This is a genomic window from Ectopseudomonas composti, from assembly GCF_001567565.1.
GTDB classification, from domain to species: Bacteria; Pseudomonadota; Gammaproteobacteria; order Pseudomonadales; family Pseudomonadaceae; genus Aquipseudomonas; species Aquipseudomonas composti_A.
In genome coordinates this window covers 215,885-231,786 of record NZ_LSSW01000029.1, presented here as the reverse complement: position 1 = coordinate 231,786, position 15,902 = coordinate 215,885, and the positions used below count along the sequence as shown (strand labels likewise).

Genomic DNA, 15,902 nt, shown 5'->3' with positions numbered 1-15,902 from the left:
TTTCGGCTATACCTTTGTCACACCCTGATCGGTAGGCAAAGGAATGCCCCACTCATCCAGCTTGCGCGCCGGCCGTTTCTCGGAAACACAGCGCATCTATCTCCTCACTGCCACAACCGAAAACCGCGAAGCGCTGTTTTCGGACTTCACGCTTGGTCGACTCGTCGTCGCCGAGCTGAAAGCCGCCCAGCAAGATGGCCTGGCCGAATCACTGGCCTGGGTTCTCATGCCCGACCACCTTCACTGGCTGGTTGCCTTGCACGAAGGGTCACTCAGCGAACTGATGCGCAGTATCAAAGGGCGCAGCGCCAAGCGAATCAACGCATTGGCAGATCGCCAGGGAAAGCTCTGGCAGGATGGCTTTCATGATCGGGCACTGCGCCGGGAGGAAGATGTTCTGCCGGCAGCACGCTATATCGTCGCCAATCCTCTAAGAGCAGGCTTGGTCAGCCGGGTGGGCGATTACCCGCTGTGGGATTCGGTGTGGCTCTGACCTTGGTAGTCGCGGCTGAAGCCCCTCCCACAAGAACAGCGCCAACCTGTGGGAGCGGCTTTAGCCGCGACAGGCTTACTTCGCCCTAACAGGCCACAACTGCGCCACACCCCAGACCAGTTCGACGACCAGGAAAATCATGATCAGCGGCGTTGCGCCGTGCATCATGGCGTAGATATGCCAGATGGAGAACAGCAGGCGACCGGCCGCGTCATAGCGACCGAATACCACTTGCGAGTCGCGGATACGCAGCACCGACCAGACGCAGACGATCGAACCCATCAGGTTGGCCAGCAGCATATGCATCGGCTCGAATGGCGGCAGCGCACCGGACAGGCCGAGGCCGTGGTGCAGACTCTGCAGCGCCTGGCGACCACTTGCCCGCTACGCGCCTGACGCGGATTGCATGCTGACCTGAAAGTCAGCTATCTTGCGCCCACGTCGCGATGCCGACGCACCTGGATCAGCAGACAGGGTCAACACTGAGCTGGCTTACCTGACATCAACCTCAGAGGAGCCTGCTCATGGCAGCTACCCGCATCTGGATCAAGAACCCTCTCGCCATCTTCACTGCCAACGACCTGGACGCTTGCGGCGGTCTGGTGATCGAGGATGGCCGTATCACCGAAGTGCTCGGCAAAGGCCAGCAGCCTTCGACACCCTGCGAGCAAGTGTTCGATGCCCGCGAGCACGTGGTGCTACCGGGCCTGATCAACACCCACCATCACTTCTACCAGACCCTTACTCGCGCCTGGGCGCCGGTGGTCAACCAGCCGCTGTTCCCCTGGCTGAAAACGCTCTACCCGGTCTGGGCACGCCTCACTCCCGAAAAGCTAGCGCTGGCCAGCAAGGTGGCGCTGGCCGAGCTGTTGCTGTCCGGCTGCAGCACGGCGGCCGATCACCATTACCTGTTCCCCGGTGGCCTGGAAAATGCCATCGACGTACAGGTCGAGGCGGTGCGCGAGCTGGGCATGCGCGCCATGCTCACCCGTGGTTCGATGAGCCTGGGCGAAGCCGACGGTGGCCTGCCGCCGCAGCAGACGGTGCAGCAGGGCGAGGTGATCCTGGCCGACAGCCAGCGCCTGATCGGCCTGTACCACCAGCGCGGCGACGGCGCGCAGATCCAGATCGCCCTGGCGCCCTGCTCACCCTTCTCGGTAACCCAGGACATCATGCGCCAGAGCGCCCAGCTCGCCGAGGAACTGGACGTGCGCCTGCACACCCACCTGGCGGAAACCCTCGACGAGGAAGACTTCTGCCTGCAACGCTTCGGCCTGCGCACGGTGGATTACTTGGACAGTGTCGGCTGGCTCGGCCCACGCACCTGGCTGGCCCACGGTATCCACTTCAATCCCGACGAAATCGCCCGCCTCGGCGCCGCCGGCACCGGTATCTGCCATTGCCCCAGTTCCAACATGCGCCTGGCCTCGGGCATCTGCCCCAGCGTCGAACTGGAGGCCGCCGGTGCGCCGCTGGGCCTGGGCGTCGACGGCTCGGCCTCCAACGATGCATCGAACATGATTCTCGAAGCGCGCCAGGCCCTGTACATCCAGCGTTTGCGCTACGGCGCCGAGCAGATCACTCCGCAGCGCGTGCTCGGCTGGGCCAGCAAGGGCTCGGCGCAACTGCTGGGCCGCAGCGACATCGGCGAACTGACAGTGGGCAAGCAGGCCGACCTGGCGCTGTTCAAGCTCGACGAACTGCGCTTCTCCGGCAGCCATGACCCGCTCTCCGCCCTGCTGCTGTGCGGCGCCGACCGCGCCGACCGGATGATGATCGGCGGTACCTGGCGCGTCATCGACGGGCAGATCGAGGGGCTGGACGTGGCACAACTGATCGCCGATCACCGCCAGGCGGCGCGTGAGCTGATCGCGGGCTGACATCGATTGCGTAGGCTGGGGCGAGTGCAGTGAAACCCAGGCTACCGGCTGAGTCGCGGCTAAAGCCCCTCCTACAAAAGCCACACCCACAAGAACAGCGCCAACCTGTGGGAGGGGCTTCAGCCGCGACCGTCGTTTCCTCCGTACAAGGCTAGGAGCGACGCACCACAACACGTCATACCAGTCTGCCGCGCACCAATACCGCCCCCACTCCTGAGCAGGTACACAGACAGAGCGCCGTCGCCCCGCCTATCTGTCTTGTTGGTCAGCTTTTTGCAGTCATGGCAGCAGCCAAGCAAAGGCCATCCCAATACCAAGACTGGAGCTCCATCCACCATGTTCGAGAAGAGCAAGAAACCGCTGCTGCGCACCCTCGTCGCCGCCCTGGGCTTTGGCGCCATGCTCAGCGCCTCGGCCGCCGATCCGCTGAAGGTCGGCTTCGTCTACATCGGTCCCATTGGCGACCACGGCTGGACCTACCAGCACGAGCAGGGCCGGCAGATGCTGATCAAGGAAATGGGCGACAAGGTCACCACCAGCTTCGTCGAGAACGTGCCGGAAGGCGCCGACGCCGAGCGAGTGATTCGCAACATGGCCAAGGGTGGTTTCGACCTGATCTTCACCACCTCCTTCGGCTACATGAACCCGACGATCAAGGTGGCCAAGCAATTCCCCAAGGTCACCTTCGAGCACGCCACCGGCTACAAGCAGGCCAAGAACGTCGGCACCTACCTGTCGCGCTCGTATGAAGGGCGCTACGTCGGCGGCTTCCTCGCGGCGAAGATGACCAAGACCAAGAAGGTCGGCTACATCGCCTCCTTCCCGATCCCCGAAGTAATCCGCGACATCAACGCCATCCAGCTGGCGCTGGACAAGTACAACCCGGGTACCGAGATCAAGGTGGTGTGGGTCAACACCTGGTTCGATCCGGGCAAGGAATCCGACGCCGCCAACGCGCTGATCGATCAGGGCGTGGACGTGATGTTCCAGCACACCGACAGCCCGGCGCCGATCCAGACCGCCGAGCGTCGCGGCATCTACTCCGTAGGCTACGCCTCGGACATGGCCCACTTCGGACCCAAAGCCGTGCTCACCTCCATCGTCAACGACTGGGGCCCGCACTACATCAAATCCACCCAGGCGGTGATCGATGGCACCTGGCAGCCACAGGACTTCTGGGGCGGCCTGGCCGAAGACACCCTCTCACTGCCGATCAGCGACCTGGTGCCGGCTGACGTGAAGAGCGAGGCCGAGCAGATCATCGCCGACATTCGCAGCGGCAAGTTCCACCCCTTCACCGGCCCGATCAAGGATCAGAGCGGCTCGGTGCGCATCGCCGATGGCGTGAGCGCGAGCAACGCCGAACTGGCCTCGATGAACTACTACGTGGAAAACGTGAAGGCCGAAATGCCGAAGTAAGCGCAATGGCGCAGCCTGTGGCGGAGGCCACAGGCTATCGCGGCTGAAGCCGCTCCTACTCCCACTCCTGTAGGAGCGGCTGGGCGGCATTGCGCTTCAGCCGCGATGATCTAGAAATCACCGATGCCGTCCCTGCTTATCTCAGCAGAACCGCATCACCGTGGCGCCGGCCTTTGGTGCCACGCATCGCTGCCCTGGGTACGAGAAGACTCGCAGCAACACCCCGGAGCTTTTATGAACAGCCTACCGATCATCGACATCGCCCCTCTCTACGCCGCCGACACTTCGGCCTGGCCTGCCGTGGCCGAAGCCATCGACCGCGCCTGCCGCGACTGGGGTTTCTTCTACATCGTTGGCCACCCCATCGGCAGTGAGCGTATCGACGCCCTGCTCGGTGCGGCGAAGCGCTTCTTCGCCCTGCCCGACGAGGAAAAACTCAGGATCGACATCACCCAGACCACGCACCACCGTGGCTATGGCGCCATCGCCACCGAGCAGCTCGACCCGAGCAAGCCGAGCGATCTCAAGGAAACCTTCGACATGGGTTTCCATATGCCCGCCGATCACCCCGAGGTGCTGGCCGGCAAACCGCTGCGCGGACCCAATCGCCATCCGCACATGCCCGGCTGGGAAGCGCTGATGGAAAGCCACTACGCCGACATGCAGGCGCTGGCCAAGACCCTGCTGCGCGCCATGGCCATGGCGCTGGACATCGCGCACGACTTCTTCGACGCGCGCTTTCATGAGCCGATCAGCGTGCTGCGCATGATCCACTACCCACCGCGCCACACCGCCAGCAGCGCCGAGCAACAGGGCGCTGGCGCGCACACCGACTACGGCTGCATCACCCTGCTCTATCAGGACGACGCTGGCGGCCTGCAGGTACGTGCGCGCAGTGGCGAGTGGATCGACGCGCCGCCGATTGCCGGCAGCTTCGTGGTCAATATCGGCGATATGATGGCGCGCTGGAGCAATGATCGATACACCTCCACACCGCATCGGGTGATCAGCCCGCTGGGGGTGGATCGCTACTCCATGCCGTTCTTCGCCGAGCCGCATCCCGACACCTTGATCGACTGCCTGCCGAACTGCTCCAGTGCGGACAACCCGGTCAAGTACACGCCCGTGACCAGCGCCGCCTACCTGCTGTCGCGCTTCGCCGATACCTATGCCTATCGGCGGGAGGAGGCGTAGGGCTGAATGCCTCCAACTGTAGGAGCGACTTCAGTCGCGAAATTCGCGGATGAATCCGCTCCTACAGAACGTACAGCATCGTAGGGTGGATGACGCTCTTTTCATCCACCGTTCACGCAGCCGGAATCAACGCTTTGGTGGACATGAAAGCGATGTCCACCCTACGCCAGCCTCGCGAACGGATCGCCGCTCTTGTCGCTAGCGAAATCCGCCAGGGGAATCCATGAAAAAGTGGGAGGGGCTTTAGCCGCGACAGCCGAAATGGCCGATCTGTCGCGGCTAAAGCCCCTCACACACAGACCAGGTACGCCCACCGGCGCAGCACAATCCTGTCTCAGCGGTTAAACTTTGCCGCTACCGAAGCCTGACAACGAGAACCGACCATGCCCGAATGGCTCAACGCCCTGCCCAAGGCCGAACTGCACCTGCACCTGGAGGGCTCGCTGGAGCCTGAACTGCTGTTCGCCCTGGCCGAACGCAACCAGATCGCCCTGCCTTGGGCCGATGTCGAGACCCTGCGCGCGGCCTACGCCTTCAACAACCTGCAGGAATTTCTCGACCTGTATTACGCCGGCGCCAACGTGCTGCGCACCGAGCAGGATTTCTACGACCTGACCTGGGCCTACCTGCAACGCTGCAAGGCGCAGAACGTCATCCACGTCGAACCCTTCTTCGATCCGCAGACCCACACCGACCGTGGCATTCCCTTCGAGGTGGTGCTGCGCGGCATCCAGCAGGCGCTGCGCGACGGCGAACAGCAACTGGGCATCAGCCACGGCCTGATCCTCAGTTTCCTGCGTCACCTGCCCGAAGAGGAAGCGTTCAAGACCCTGGAACAGGCCATGCCGTTCCGCGATGCCTTCATCGGCGTCGGCCTCGACAGTTCGGAGAAGGGCTTCCCGCCACGGCTATTCGAGCGAGTATTCGCCAAAGCACGCAGCGAAGGCCTGCACGCGGTGGCACATGCCGGCGAGGAAGGCCCGCCCGAATACATCTGGGAAGCGCTGGATCTGCTCAAGATCAAACGCATCGACCACGGTGTGCGCGCCATCGAGGATGAGCGCCTGATGCAGCGCATCATCGACGAGCAGATTCCGTTGACCGTCTGCCCGCTGTCGAACATCAAGCTCTGCGTGTTCGAGCACATGGGCCAGCACAACATTCTCGAGATGCTCGAGCGCGGCGTGAAGGTGACGGTGAACTCGGACGACCCGGCCTACTTCGGTGGCTACGTCGGCGAGAACTTCGCCGCTCTGCACGAGCACCTGGGCATGACCGAAGCACAGGCCAAGCGCCTGGCGCAGAACAGCCTGGACGCGCGCCTGGCCTGAGCCAGAGCGTCGCGGCTAAAGCCCCTCCCACTGAGTGGGTAAAGTGTGGGAGGGGCTTCAGCCGCGACTGCAGTATCAGTGTTCCGAAAGCTTGCGCCGCTTGCCGGTCACCATCGACAGCGGCAGGTTCTCGCGCAGCCGATAGCTCTCGAACAAGGCCGCGCCAATATGCAGGCCGACCAGTGCCATCAGGCCGTTGGCACAGAATTCATGGATTTCCAGCGGCAGATCGGCGCCCCAGAAATAGTCGACCTCCTCCATCAGGAAGCCGGTCACGCCCAGGCCGAGCATCAGCGCCATCATCAGGATCATCACCAGCGCGCCCAGCGGCGAATGGCCCAGGCGGTGATACGGCTGCCCGGAAATCAGCGCATGCAGGTGCTCGCGCAAACGCGCACGGCTCGGCCAGAAATCCGCCCAGCGCGCCGCCGGCGTGCCGACGAAACCCCACACCAGGCGGACTGCCAGCCAGGCCACGGCGTAATAACCGAGCCAGCGATGCCAGTCCTCGCCTTCTTCGGTGAAGAAGTAGTTGGCCAGGAAAGCGCCGGCCAGGGACCAGTGGAACAGGCGCACCACTGGATCCCACAAGCGCACGGTCGCGGTGCTCATCAGCCTTCCACGTTGCTCTTGACCGGCTTGCCACTGACCGGATCGAAGTAGATCTCGACCTTCTTGCCATCCTTGTCGTGGCCGTAGATTTCGTAGCAGTTGCCACCGGTGACCTTGAACTTCTTGATCTCGTAGCCCTGGGCCTTGAGGTCGGCCTGGAACTTGTCCTGATCCTGCCACTGGGCCTTGTCGACGGTGGTGCATTCGGTAGCGGCGAAGGTCAGCGGGCTGGCCAGAACCAGAGACAGCAGAAGCAGTTTGCGCATGATGAAGTCCTCTTCGATGCAGGGGTAAGGGTGTCTGCGGGGGCTACTTTCGCGCCGCAACCTTAAGGCCGTATTAGCGCGTACGAATATGTAGCCCGGATGCAATCCGGGAGTTGTCCTGCCGGCCGCCCCGGATTGCATCCGGGCTACGCATCCAATAACTGCGGGGAGGGACTGGAACCTTGTCAGTCGCGGCTAAAGCCCCTCCCACAAACGCCTCAGAAATCGAAATCGACCTTGGCCCAGAGGGTGCGGCCTGGCTCATCGATACGGCTTTCGGCCGGGAAGCCGAAACCGGCATCGCCGGCCAGGTTGAGGTGCTCGGCGTAGTTCTTGTCGAGCAGGTTATCCACACCGGCGCTGAGCTTGACATGCTGGCTGACGCGGTAGGCGCCGTTGAGCGAGAGCACGCCGAAGCCGGCGCTGTCGGCGAAGTCCTGCCCGACCACGTTGCCACGCCCTTCGGCGATGCGGCCCTGACCATCGACCACACGCCACAGCGCGCCGACGCTCCAGTCGTCACGCTGGTAGGTCAGGCCCAGGCGCGCTTCCAGCGGCGGCATCTGCGGCAACGCCTCGCCATCCGAGCTGTTCTTGCCCCAGGCGTAGGCCAGTGTGGCGTCGGCCTTCCAGTTGGAATCGAAGGCGTAAGCCACGCCCAGCTCGCCGCCCATGATGCGCGCGTCGACGTTGTCGGCCTGGGTGTTCATGCCCCGGTAGTCGAACAGGATGTAATCGCGGATCTGCCCGGCATAGGCCGAAGCCCAGGCCTGCAGCTTGTCGTCCTGATACTGGATGCCGATATCGAGCTGGGTGGTCTTCTCCGGCTCGATGCCAGCGAAGGCGTTGTCCGCGCCAGCCGGGCCATTGAGGCCGGCAGAGAACAGCTCCCAGTAATCGGGGAAGCGCTGCACATGGCCGATACCGGCATAGACGGTGGTCGGCGAGCCGGACAGGTCGTGTTCGTAGCGCACGAAACCGCTGGGCAGGGTATCGGCGCGGGTCTCACCCGCTGTCGGGTTGGGCCGGGTCATGCCCATCATGCTGCGAAAGTTCTGCCGGTAATCCTTGGCCGAGGCGCGATCCAGGCGCCCGCCGGAGATCAGCCGATCACGCTCGGCCAGGCTCCAGGTGGCTTCGGCGAATACGCCGTAGTTGTGCATCAGCGCGTCCTTGTCCCAGGGAAAGCGGTTGGCGTCGACATAGGGCATGCCCATCATGCCGCCGCTGGAGCTGCGCTCGCGGTGTTCGCTGCGCTGCGCATCGACACCGGTGATCAGCTCGACGTCGTCCCACTTCCAGGTCGCGGCCAGGCGTGCGCCGAGGGTGCGGCGATCGACCTGTGCCGCCATCGGCCCGGCCATCATGCTGCTCGGGTCCGGCACACGCAGGCGGAAGTTGTCCATGATGTGGTCGGCGTAGTTGTAGTAGACCTTGGCCTCGAGCTTATCCAGCACGCCGCCCAGGTTGCTGCGTTCGATGCGCAGGCCGAGGCTTTCGCGCTTGAACTGGGTGCCGTCCATGCCCCGCCCGGCGTAGCGCGCCTCGCCATCGCCACGACCGGCGCTGAATTCGACCAGGGTATCGGCATCCGGCGTCCAGCCCAGGGCCACGTCAGCGTTCCACTTGTTCCAGCGCGAGGCGATGGTGTCGCCGTCACCGTTGTCGTAATCGTCCGACTGCGAGCGATTGCCCATCACCCGCAGATAGCCCTGCTCGCCACCTACGGCGCCATCGATCAGGCGGTCGAAGCGGCCGTTGGAGCCGGCCAGCACGCTGGCATGCAGGCGCGCGCCCAGTTCGCCGAAACGCTCCGGCTCACGCTCGAAACGCACCACGCCGGCTGAAGCACCCGGCCCCCAGATCACGGTTTGTGGGCCCTTGGTGACGGTCAGCAGATCGAAGGTTTCCGGCGAGATGTAGGAACTGGGTGCGTCCATCCGACCGGGGCAGGCGCCGATCATCTGTCCGCCATCGGTGAGCAGCAGCAGGCGCGAGCCAAACAAGCCGCGCAGCACCGGGTCGCTGTTGCTACCGCCGCTGCGAATCGCCGAGAAACCGGGAATGGTCTTGAGGTAGTCGGCGGCATCGCTGGCCGGCACCGGCTGGCGCGGATCCTTGGGATCGGCCACCACGGTCAGCGGTGAGCTTTGCTGAATCGCCGTGATCACGCTGGGCGGCAGTTCGTGCACATGCTCTTCGGCCTGCACAGTACCGATGGAACACAGACCGCAGGCGATGGCCAGCGCGGACAGGGGAAAACGAGGGCGCACGAAAGCGGCGCCCGCAACGAAGGAAACGGACATGCGAATACCTGAAAAGTCGATTGATGAAGAGAAACCAGTGATTTCAGGCAAGCATGGGCGGTGCGCGTGATAGCGCATGAGGAAAGTGAGCGCCCGGCAGCGGTTGTTCGGGCCACGCCTGGGCGACGCAGTGGGACGGCTGCAGCCGGCTCGCGCCGATCGAACCGACGTCGGCCAGCACGGGACAATGCGAGAGCAGCGAACAGTAGCCGCACGCGTCCACCTGCAGCACAGGCTCGGGGCTGCCACCGGGGGCCGGCGCGCGACCAGTCCCGTCATGACAGCTGAGCTCGCTCAGCCAGCTCCAGTCAGCCGGCTCGGCACGCAGCTGCGACGCCAGTGGCGCCAGAACGATCAGGACGAACGCCAGCAGCCCAAGCCGGGCCGCAAGGGTTCGTCTGCGTGCCGTGAACAGCATCAGTGCGAGTGTTCGCCTTCGCCGTGACCCGCAGCGTGGTCATGGTCAGCCGGCGCCTCTTTCTGCACTGCCACTTCGACGTCGACCTTGCCGGCCTTCTCGAAGTCGAGAGTCAGCGGGAAACGCTCGCCGGCCTTGGCCTGCTGCTTCAGGTCGAACAGCATGACGTGATAACCCATGGGCTCGAACTTCACTTCGCCGCCGGCGGGGATCACCACGTCCTGCACCTGCTGCATCTTCATCACGCCATCGGCATGCAGGTGCTCGTGCAACTCGGCCTTGCCCGCCACCGGCGTGCTGACGCCGAGCAGGCGATCAGCCTCGCTGCCCTTGTTGTGCACCACGAAGTAGGCGGCGGCAGTCGGCGCCACCGGCGGCATCTCGCGCGACCAGGGATGGTCGATATGCAGTGGGCCAACTTCGTATTCATGCGCCTGGGCCAACAGCGCCGGCAGCAGCAGGGTCAGGCCGAGCAGGGTTTTCTTCAGGGTCATGGGTGTTGCCTCCTTGGGGGAAAACGAAAACATCAGAAATCCAGGGTCAAACCGGCATACAGCGCACGGCCGTCGCCCGGTGCATGCAGGGACTGGGCGACGCTCGCGGTGCTGTCGTACCACACGTATTCGTAGTAGCGGTTGGTGACGTTCTTCATCTGCACGTCGACGCTCACCGACTCGCTGACACGGTACTCGGCGCCGAGGTTGAGCAGCGTATAGCCGCCGTACTGGCCGGTGGCATTGGTGCGCTCCAGATAGTAGTCGCTCTGGCCGTTGACCCAGGCGCTCAGCTTGAGCTTGTCGCTGGCCTGATAGTCGGCGCCCAGGGCATAGAGATGATGGGGCATGTGGTCGATTTCCTTGCCCTTGCTGGCTGGCAGGTTGGGGCTCGGCTCGAGGATCTCGGAGAACTGCCGCGAGTAGGACAGCCAGACACGCGCCAGATCGTTCGGGTACAGATTGAGCTGCAGGTCGTAGCCACGGCGCAGGGTCTCGCCGACGTTCTCCGAGTCGCCGACGGCGTCGTTGAGCTTGCGCTGCACCTCGTCGGTAGCGTGCTGCTCCCAGTAGGCCACGCGGCCGTCGAACCAGGCCAGCGGGCTGAACTTGATGCCGGTTTCCCAGCCTTCGTTGATCGAGGGTTTCAGGTCATCGGCCTGGCCCGCCAGCTTGTAGGCGCCGGAGCCGACACCGACCTGGAAGGTACGCCCCCAGTTGGCGTAGAAACTGGCCGCTTTCCACGGTGAGTAGACCAGGCTGAACTTGGGCTGGCGGATGCTGCCGTAGTCGTTGGCGCTGGCTCGTTCGCCGCTCAGTTCGTTGCGGTAATCACCCTCGATGCGATCGACGCGATAGGCCGGGATCAACTTGAGGCTTTCCCAGGGCTGAATCACGGCCTGCACATAAACACCCGTGGTGGTCAGATCGAACACCTGATCACGGGTCTGCCCGGCACGCACGCGATTGACGGTGCGATAGCGCTCGCTGACCACCTCCTGACGCTGGATATCCGCCCCTCCCTCCAGGGCGAAGTCATACAGGCCCTGCACCTCGGGTCGCCAGCTCAGGCTGCTGATGGCGCCGTATTGATCCTCGTCGTTGAAGCGCTCCTGCTGACTGACGGTACGCCAGTAACGCACCCAACGACGATCCTTGAAGCGGCTGTAGTAAGCCTTGCTCGACCAGGCCAGATCCTCGGCGACATCCGTGTCCAGATGCAGACTGAGCTGATCCATGCTGCGCTCGCCCTTGTCGGTGGCGTTGTTGGCATAGGACTGACGGGGATCATCGTGGGCGTCGGCGTGACTCAGGTAGCCAGCCTCCAGCGCCTCGCCCTCGTAGTGCCGAGCGATCAGCCCGGCGCGCCAGCCGGCATCGGCGGTGTAGAACCATTTGCCAGCGAAGCTTTGGCGCTCGGCATCGGCGTGATCGCGATAGCCACCGCTCTTCTGGTAGGCGACGAAGTAGTTCTGCGACCAGTTGCCGGTCTCGATGCCCTTGATCGCCTGCAGCTCCTGGGTATCGAAGCTGCCGCTGCGCAGGCGCAGCTTGCCCTCGTTACCGCCGACGCGCGTGTTGATGCTGGCGTTGCCGGCGATGTTGTGCAGGCCGTAGCGCGGATCGTTGGTGCCGCGCACCACTTCGATGTCCTCGATATCCAGCGGGAAGACCATGTCGATGAACGGCATGTTGCCGTCGTTGGTGTTGCTCGGGATGCCGTCGATCAACAGCTTCACCGCATTGACCTCGCCCTCGCCGTTGAAGCCGCGAAACGACAGCTTGCCGGAGGTGGTGCCCTGGTTGAACTGGGTCAGCATCACCCCCGGCACACGGTTGAACAGCTCCCAGCTGTATTGCACGGGTTGTTTTTCCAGCACGTCGCTGCCGACGTAGTCCACCGAGCTGAGGATGTTGTGGCTCGACAGCGGCCCTTTTTCCTCACCGGTTACGGTAACGGTGCCCAGTGCCAAGGTGCTGTCGGCCGAGGCCGGCAGGGCCTGCAGACCAAGGGCCAGAGCGGCCAGGTGAATCGAGCGTTTGAGTATTGCTTGCATGTATTCAATTCCAGTCGCGGCAGCCCACCTCGGCAGGCACCGCAATGATCGGTCGCGGCCGGACGCCTGCATGGCGCCCGGCCAACTTCAGGAGGTCAGGCCACAGGCGCACTGGGTACCGACTGGCGACGCCACAGGCCAAGCAGCCAGTCCAGGCCCCACACCAGCAGCAACGAGGCGCCGACCAGCGGGAAGACCACACCGAGCGCCAGCATCACGCCGATGGCCGTCTTCCAGCGTGGCAGGTCGTGACGCAGCGGCGGCACCCCCAGCTGCCCGGCCGGGCGGCGTTTCCACCACAGCACCAGGCCACTGATCGAGCTGAACAGGATCAGCAGGCAGATCGCGGCCATCAGCAACTGGTTGGGCAAGCCGAACATGCGCCCCTCATGGATCATCACGCCGCTTTCCACGGCCTTGGCGACCGGGCCGTAGTCATCCCAGCGCACATCGGCTAGCACCTCGCCGCTGTACTGGTCGACATGCAGGGTGGCGTCGTTGCGTGGGTCGCTGGCGAACAGCGCGACGGTGTACACGCCCTGCTCGCCCTTGGGCAGGGTGATGCTGTAACCGGGCTGCACGCCACGCGCCTCGGCGGTATCGACCACATGCTGCAGCAGCGCAGCAGCACTGCCGGTAGCGGCAGGCTGCGAATGAGCGCCATGGCCCTGATGGTCGCCATGGCCCTGATGCGCTGCATGCGCGTCGGAAGCCGGCAGCGGCGCCGTTTCCACCGCCCAGGCCACGGTCTGCCGGGCACTGTTGTTGAGGCTGCCGGTCAATTGCCCGGACTTGGGCACGTCGTTCCACATCGCATCGGGAAACCGGTTCCACACCGCCGCGAACTGCGCGCCCCAGAAGCCGGTCCAGGTCATGCCGGTGAGCAGCATCAGCAGCAGGATGACGCTGCCCCAGAAGCCGGTGACGGCGTGCATATCTCGCCACCACAGGCGCCCACGAGCACTCAGGCGCGGCCAGAGGATGCCGGCGCCACTACGACCACGCGGCCACCACAGATACAGCCCCGAGACGACCAGCACGATGCCCCAGCCGGCGGCCAACTCGATCAGGCGGTCACCCGCGGTGCCGATCAGCAAGTCGCCGTGCAGCTTGCGCGCCACGGCCTGCAGGTTCCACAGCGCGTCCTGGGTGCCGAGCACCGCACCGCGATAGGGATCGAGAAACAGATTGAGGTCGTGCCCCTGCTCGGTGATGACGAACTGGGCGCTGCGGTCCGCCGCAGTCGGCGGCAGGTATTGCTTGATCACGGCCTGCGGGTAGGCCTCGCGTACCCGCGCCAGTTGCTGGTCAGCCGCCAGGCGCTGCCCGGCCACCGGCACCTGCAACAGGTCGGCGTACATCAGGTCATCGAGCTGCGGCTTGAACAGGTAGATCAAGCCAGTGAGTGACAGCAGGATGAAGAACGGAATGACGAACAGCCCGGCATAGAAATGCCAGCGCCAGGCCAGGTTGTAGAACGAAGGTTGCGGGCGCATGGCTGCACCTGCAGGGGTGTCGAAACGCGACGACATGAAGCCTCTCCCAAGTCGGCTGCGAGCAAGCAGACGACGACTGCGCATGATGGAAACGCCCGGTTCAGGGCGGACGGATCAGGCAGTCAACGGAGAGGCGCGAGGATTGGCCGGTGGCCAGCGATAGCGGGTAAGACGGGGAATGTGCAGCGTCGGCAAGGGCCGTACGCTGTCACTGGCGAGCAGGCCCAACAGGCCGAAGAAGGCGGCGAGAATGATCGCGCTGAACAGGCTGCCCAGGACGCAGCCAGTGCCGGTAGCCGGATTCGGCGCGACGATACCGGAGCCGTCGAGGTCGGCGCCTGCGCCGAAGTTGCCATCGAACGAGCAGTACTGACCGTCCAGGCCACTGAGCTGCATGCCGGCCATCTGACCATGGCTGATCGCGCAGACGAACGCACTGAACAGGACGCTGAAGTACAGCATCCAGGCGGTCAGTGAGCGGTCTTTGCGAGCCAGTTTCATGGGGCGCGACTCTAAACAGAGGATGGCAGCACGACACTGCGGTGCGTTGCCGCAGGCATTTGCGGCAGGAGTCTAGCAGAGCCGCGCGCTCATCGTTACTGCGGCACTCAGCCGCGCCAGGGCGCCGTAGCCAGCAGGGTCTCACAACGCAGCTGCACGAACTCGCGCAGCAGGTGCACCGCCTTGCTCAGCTGGGCGCGGTGCGCACAGACCAGGTACAGCGGCGTCGGCTCGCCCAGCCAGTTCGGCAGCAGCACCTGCAAGCGCCCCTCACGCACGTCTTCGGCCACATCCAGCCAGGACTTGTACACCACACCCCGCCCGGCCACGGCCCAGCGCCGGGTGACGTCGGCATCGTCGCAAACCCGGTCGCCGGCAACGTTCATCACCGCTTCGCGCTTGCCATCCTGAAAGCGCCAGCGGTCATGCACGCGACCATGCAGCATATACAGCAGGCAATTGTGCCGATGCAGATCGTCCAGGCTCTGGGGCGAGCCGTGTCGGGCCAGGTAGCCCGGTGCCGCGCAGAGCACCCGGCGATTGTCCGGCGCCACCGGCAGCGCCACCAGGCTGGAATCTTCCGGCGCGCCATAGCGCAAGGCGATATCCACCGGCTCGCGAAACAGATCGGTCACCCGGTCGGCCAGCAACAGGCGCAACTGCAGTTGCGGATGCTCACCCTGAAACGCGTCGAGCCAGGGCAGCAGCGTGTTGCGTCCCAGATCCGACGGTGCCGACAACTGCAGCACGCCGTGAATGCCCTGCTGACTGCCGAGCAGTTGCTGGCGCCCCTCCTCCAGGCTCTGCAACGCCAGCCGGGCGTGCACCAGATACAACTCGCCCTCGGGCGTCAGACGCAGGCTGCGCGTCGAGCGCACCAGCAAACGCACCTGCAGTTGCTGCTCCAGACGCTTGAGTGCAGCGCTGGCCACGGCAGGCGAGACATCCAGCAGCCGGGCAGCTGCCGAAAGGCTGCCGGTCTCGGCCGTGCGCACGAACAGTTGCAGATCGTCGAAGCGCAGCATGGTCGCTCACTTTCAAAATAATAATGAAAGAGACTCTATTACCAGCCACTTTTTCTCGCCACACAAATAAACGAGCATGGCTGCAGTTTCACTTCCGGAGCCCGCCATGACCACCGAGCTAACGCTGATCGCCACCATCAAAGTGCTGCCAGGACATGCCGAGGCAGTGGCCGCTGGCCTGCGACAGCTGGTGATTGCCAGCCGAGCAGAGCCAGGCTGCCTGCAGTACGCACTGCACCGCAGCGAGGTCGATACGAATCAGTTCGTGATGATCGAGCGATGGCGCGATGCCGACGCGCTGGAGCTGCATCGCGCAACACCGCACTTCCTGTTGTTCACCCACGACTTCGGCGAGCGGCTGGCGGGCATCGACCTGCTCCCGCTGCAACGCCTCGCCTGATTTCTCACAG

The 15,902-nt window shown here is 64.2% G+C and carries 15 protein-coding genes and 1 pseudogene; 6 read left to right on the top strand and 10 right to left on the bottom strand.

Features of this window, described 5'->3' with window-relative positions; genetic code table 11:
• Positions 1-43: 43 nt before the first annotated feature.
• Positions 44-493 carry an REP-associated tyrosine transposase gene (locus PCLY_RS17610; protein WP_061240914.1) on the top strand — a complete coding sequence of 150 codons (450 nt, stop codon included), beginning with the start codon at positions 44-46 and terminating at the stop codon, positions 491-493.
• Positions 494-568: 75 nt separating this feature from the next.
• Here PCLY_RS17610 and PCLY_RS17605 read toward each other — a convergent pair.
• Positions 569-856 (bottom strand): annotated as a pseudogene (locus PCLY_RS17605) (hypothetical protein); the annotation flags it as partial.
• A gap of 161 nt (positions 857-1,017) precedes the next feature.
• Between PCLY_RS17605 and PCLY_RS17600 the strand changes: the two are divergent.
• The 4 genes from PCLY_RS17600 to PCLY_RS17585 all read left to right on the top strand — a co-directional run bounded on the left by PCLY_RS17600 (position 1,018) and on the right by PCLY_RS17585 (position 6,317).
• Positions 1,018-2,373: an 8-oxoguanine deaminase gene (locus PCLY_RS17600; protein WP_061240913.1), complete on the top strand. Its 1,356-nt coding sequence runs from the start codon at positions 1,018-1,020 to the stop codon at positions 2,371-2,373.
• Between the two features lie 336 nt (positions 2,374-2,709).
• Positions 2,710-3,792 (top strand): BMP family ABC transporter substrate-binding protein, encoded by a 1,083-nt coding sequence (locus tag PCLY_RS17595; protein WP_061240912.1) that lies wholly within the window; start codon positions 2,710-2,712, stop codon positions 3,790-3,792.
• A gap of 234 nt (positions 3,793-4,026) precedes the next feature.
• Positions 4,027-4,986 carry a 2-oxoglutarate and iron-dependent oxygenase domain-containing protein gene (locus PCLY_RS17590; protein WP_061240911.1) on the top strand — a complete coding sequence of 320 codons (960 nt, stop codon included), beginning with the start codon at positions 4,027-4,029 and terminating at the stop codon, positions 4,984-4,986.
• Positions 4,987-5,369: 383 nt separating this feature from the next.
• Positions 5,370-6,317, top strand: coding sequence for an adenosine deaminase (locus tag PCLY_RS17585; RefSeq protein ID WP_061240910.1), 948 nt, complete (start codon positions 5,370-5,372; stop codon positions 6,315-6,317).
• A 75-nt stretch (positions 6,318-6,392) separates the two neighbouring features.
• Here PCLY_RS17585 and PCLY_RS17580 read toward each other — a convergent pair whose 3' ends face one another.
• The 9 genes from PCLY_RS17580 to PCLY_RS17540 all read right to left on the bottom strand — a co-directional run bounded on the left by PCLY_RS17580 (position 6,393) and on the right by PCLY_RS17540 (position 15,492).
• On the bottom strand, positions 6,393-6,929 hold the full coding sequence (locus PCLY_RS17580) for a cytochrome b/b6 domain-containing protein (protein WP_061240909.1): 537 nt from the start codon (positions 6,927-6,929) through the stop codon (positions 6,393-6,395).
• A complete protein-coding gene (locus PCLY_RS17575; RefSeq protein WP_061240908.1) occupies positions 6,929-7,195 on the bottom strand; it encodes a PepSY domain-containing protein in 267 nt (88 codons plus the stop codon). Before PCLY_RS17575 ends, PCLY_RS17580 begins: the two co-directional genes overlap by 1 nt.
• A gap of 218 nt (positions 7,196-7,413) precedes the next feature.
• The gene (locus PCLY_RS17570; RefSeq protein WP_061240907.1) at positions 7,414-9,501 is read right to left on the bottom strand and encodes a TonB-dependent copper receptor; all 2,088 of its coding nucleotides are present in this window, start codon (positions 9,499-9,501) and stop codon (positions 7,414-7,416) included.
• A 43-nt stretch (positions 9,502-9,544) separates the two neighbouring features.
• Complete coding sequence (locus PCLY_RS17565) at positions 9,545-9,919, bottom strand: DUF2946 domain-containing protein (RefSeq protein ID WP_061240906.1); 375 nt, start codon at positions 9,917-9,919, stop codon at positions 9,545-9,547.
• Positions 9,919-10,413 carry a copper chaperone PCu(A)C gene (locus tag PCLY_RS17560; RefSeq protein WP_061240905.1) on the bottom strand — a complete coding sequence of 165 codons (495 nt, stop codon included), beginning with the start codon at positions 10,411-10,413 and terminating at the stop codon, positions 9,919-9,921. Before PCLY_RS17560 ends, PCLY_RS17565 begins: the two co-directional genes overlap by 1 nt.
• Positions 10,414-10,445: 32 nt before the next feature.
• Positions 10,446-12,470 (bottom strand): TonB-dependent receptor, encoded by a 2,025-nt coding sequence (locus PCLY_RS17555; RefSeq protein ID WP_061240904.1) that lies wholly within the window; start codon positions 12,468-12,470, stop codon positions 10,446-10,448.
• Between the two features lie 95 nt (positions 12,471-12,565).
• Positions 12,566-14,002: a PepSY-associated TM helix domain-containing protein gene (locus PCLY_RS17550; protein WP_061240903.1), complete on the bottom strand. Its 1,437-nt coding sequence runs from the start codon at positions 14,000-14,002 to the stop codon at positions 12,566-12,568.
• 78 nt (positions 14,003-14,080) lie between these two features.
• The gene (locus PCLY_RS17545) at positions 14,081-14,467 is read right to left on the bottom strand and encodes a DUF2946 domain-containing protein (protein WP_061240902.1); all 387 of its coding nucleotides are present in this window, start codon (positions 14,465-14,467) and stop codon (positions 14,081-14,083) included.
• A 107-nt stretch (positions 14,468-14,574) separates the two neighbouring features.
• Entirely contained in the window at positions 14,575-15,492 is a 918-nt protein-coding gene (locus tag PCLY_RS17540) for a LysR family transcriptional regulator (protein WP_061240901.1), read from the bottom strand.
• A 106-nt stretch (positions 15,493-15,598) separates the two neighbouring features.
• On the opposite strand from PCLY_RS17540, the gene PCLY_RS17535 reads away from it, so the two are divergent.
• Positions 15,599-15,892, top strand: coding sequence for a putative quinol monooxygenase (locus PCLY_RS17535; RefSeq protein WP_061240900.1), 294 nt, complete (start codon positions 15,599-15,601; stop codon positions 15,890-15,892).
• Positions 15,893-15,902: the final 10 nt, after the last annotated feature.

Coding starts and splice junctions, on each gene's coding strand:
- PCLY_RS17610 (WP_061240914.1), top strand. CDS start 44: ATGCCCCACTCATCCAGCTTGCGCGCCGGCCGTTTCTCGGAAACACAG.
- PCLY_RS17600 (WP_061240913.1), top strand. CDS start 1,018: ATGGCAGCTACCCGCATCTGGATCAAGAACCCTCTCGCCATCTTCACT.
- PCLY_RS17595 (WP_061240912.1), top strand. CDS start 2,710: ATGTTCGAGAAGAGCAAGAAACCGCTGCTGCGCACCCTCGTCGCCGCC.
- PCLY_RS17590 (WP_061240911.1), top strand. CDS start 4,027: ATGAACAGCCTACCGATCATCGACATCGCCCCTCTCTACGCCGCCGAC.
- PCLY_RS17585 (WP_061240910.1), top strand. CDS start 5,370: ATGCCCGAATGGCTCAACGCCCTGCCCAAGGCCGAACTGCACCTGCAC.
- PCLY_RS17580 (WP_061240909.1), bottom strand. CDS start 6,929: ATGAGCACCGCGACCGTGCGCTTGTGGGATCCAGTGGTGCGCCTGTTC.
- PCLY_RS17575 (WP_061240908.1), bottom strand. CDS start 7,195: ATGCGCAAACTGCTTCTGCTGTCTCTGGTTCTGGCCAGCCCGCTGACC.
- PCLY_RS17570 (WP_061240907.1), bottom strand. CDS start 9,501: ATGTCCGTTTCCTTCGTTGCGGGCGCCGCTTTCGTGCGCCCTCGTTTT.
- PCLY_RS17565 (WP_061240906.1), bottom strand. CDS start 9,919: ATGCTGTTCACGGCACGCAGACGAACCCTTGCGGCCCGGCTTGGGCTG.
- PCLY_RS17560 (WP_061240905.1), bottom strand. CDS start 10,413: ATGACCCTGAAGAAAACCCTGCTCGGCCTGACCCTGCTGCTGCCGGCG.
- PCLY_RS17555 (WP_061240904.1), bottom strand. CDS start 12,470: ATGCAAGCAATACTCAAACGCTCGATTCACCTGGCCGCTCTGGCCCTT.
- PCLY_RS17550 (WP_061240903.1), bottom strand. CDS start 14,002: ATGTCGTCGCGTTTCGACACCCCTGCAGGTGCAGCCATGCGCCCGCAA.
- PCLY_RS17545 (WP_061240902.1), bottom strand. CDS start 14,467: ATGAAACTGGCTCGCAAAGACCGCTCACTGACCGCCTGGATGCTGTAC.
- PCLY_RS17540 (WP_061240901.1), bottom strand. CDS start 15,492: ATGCTGCGCTTCGACGATCTGCAACTGTTCGTGCGCACGGCCGAGACC.
- PCLY_RS17535 (WP_061240900.1), top strand. CDS start 15,599: ATGACCACCGAGCTAACGCTGATCGCCACCATCAAAGTGCTGCCAGGA.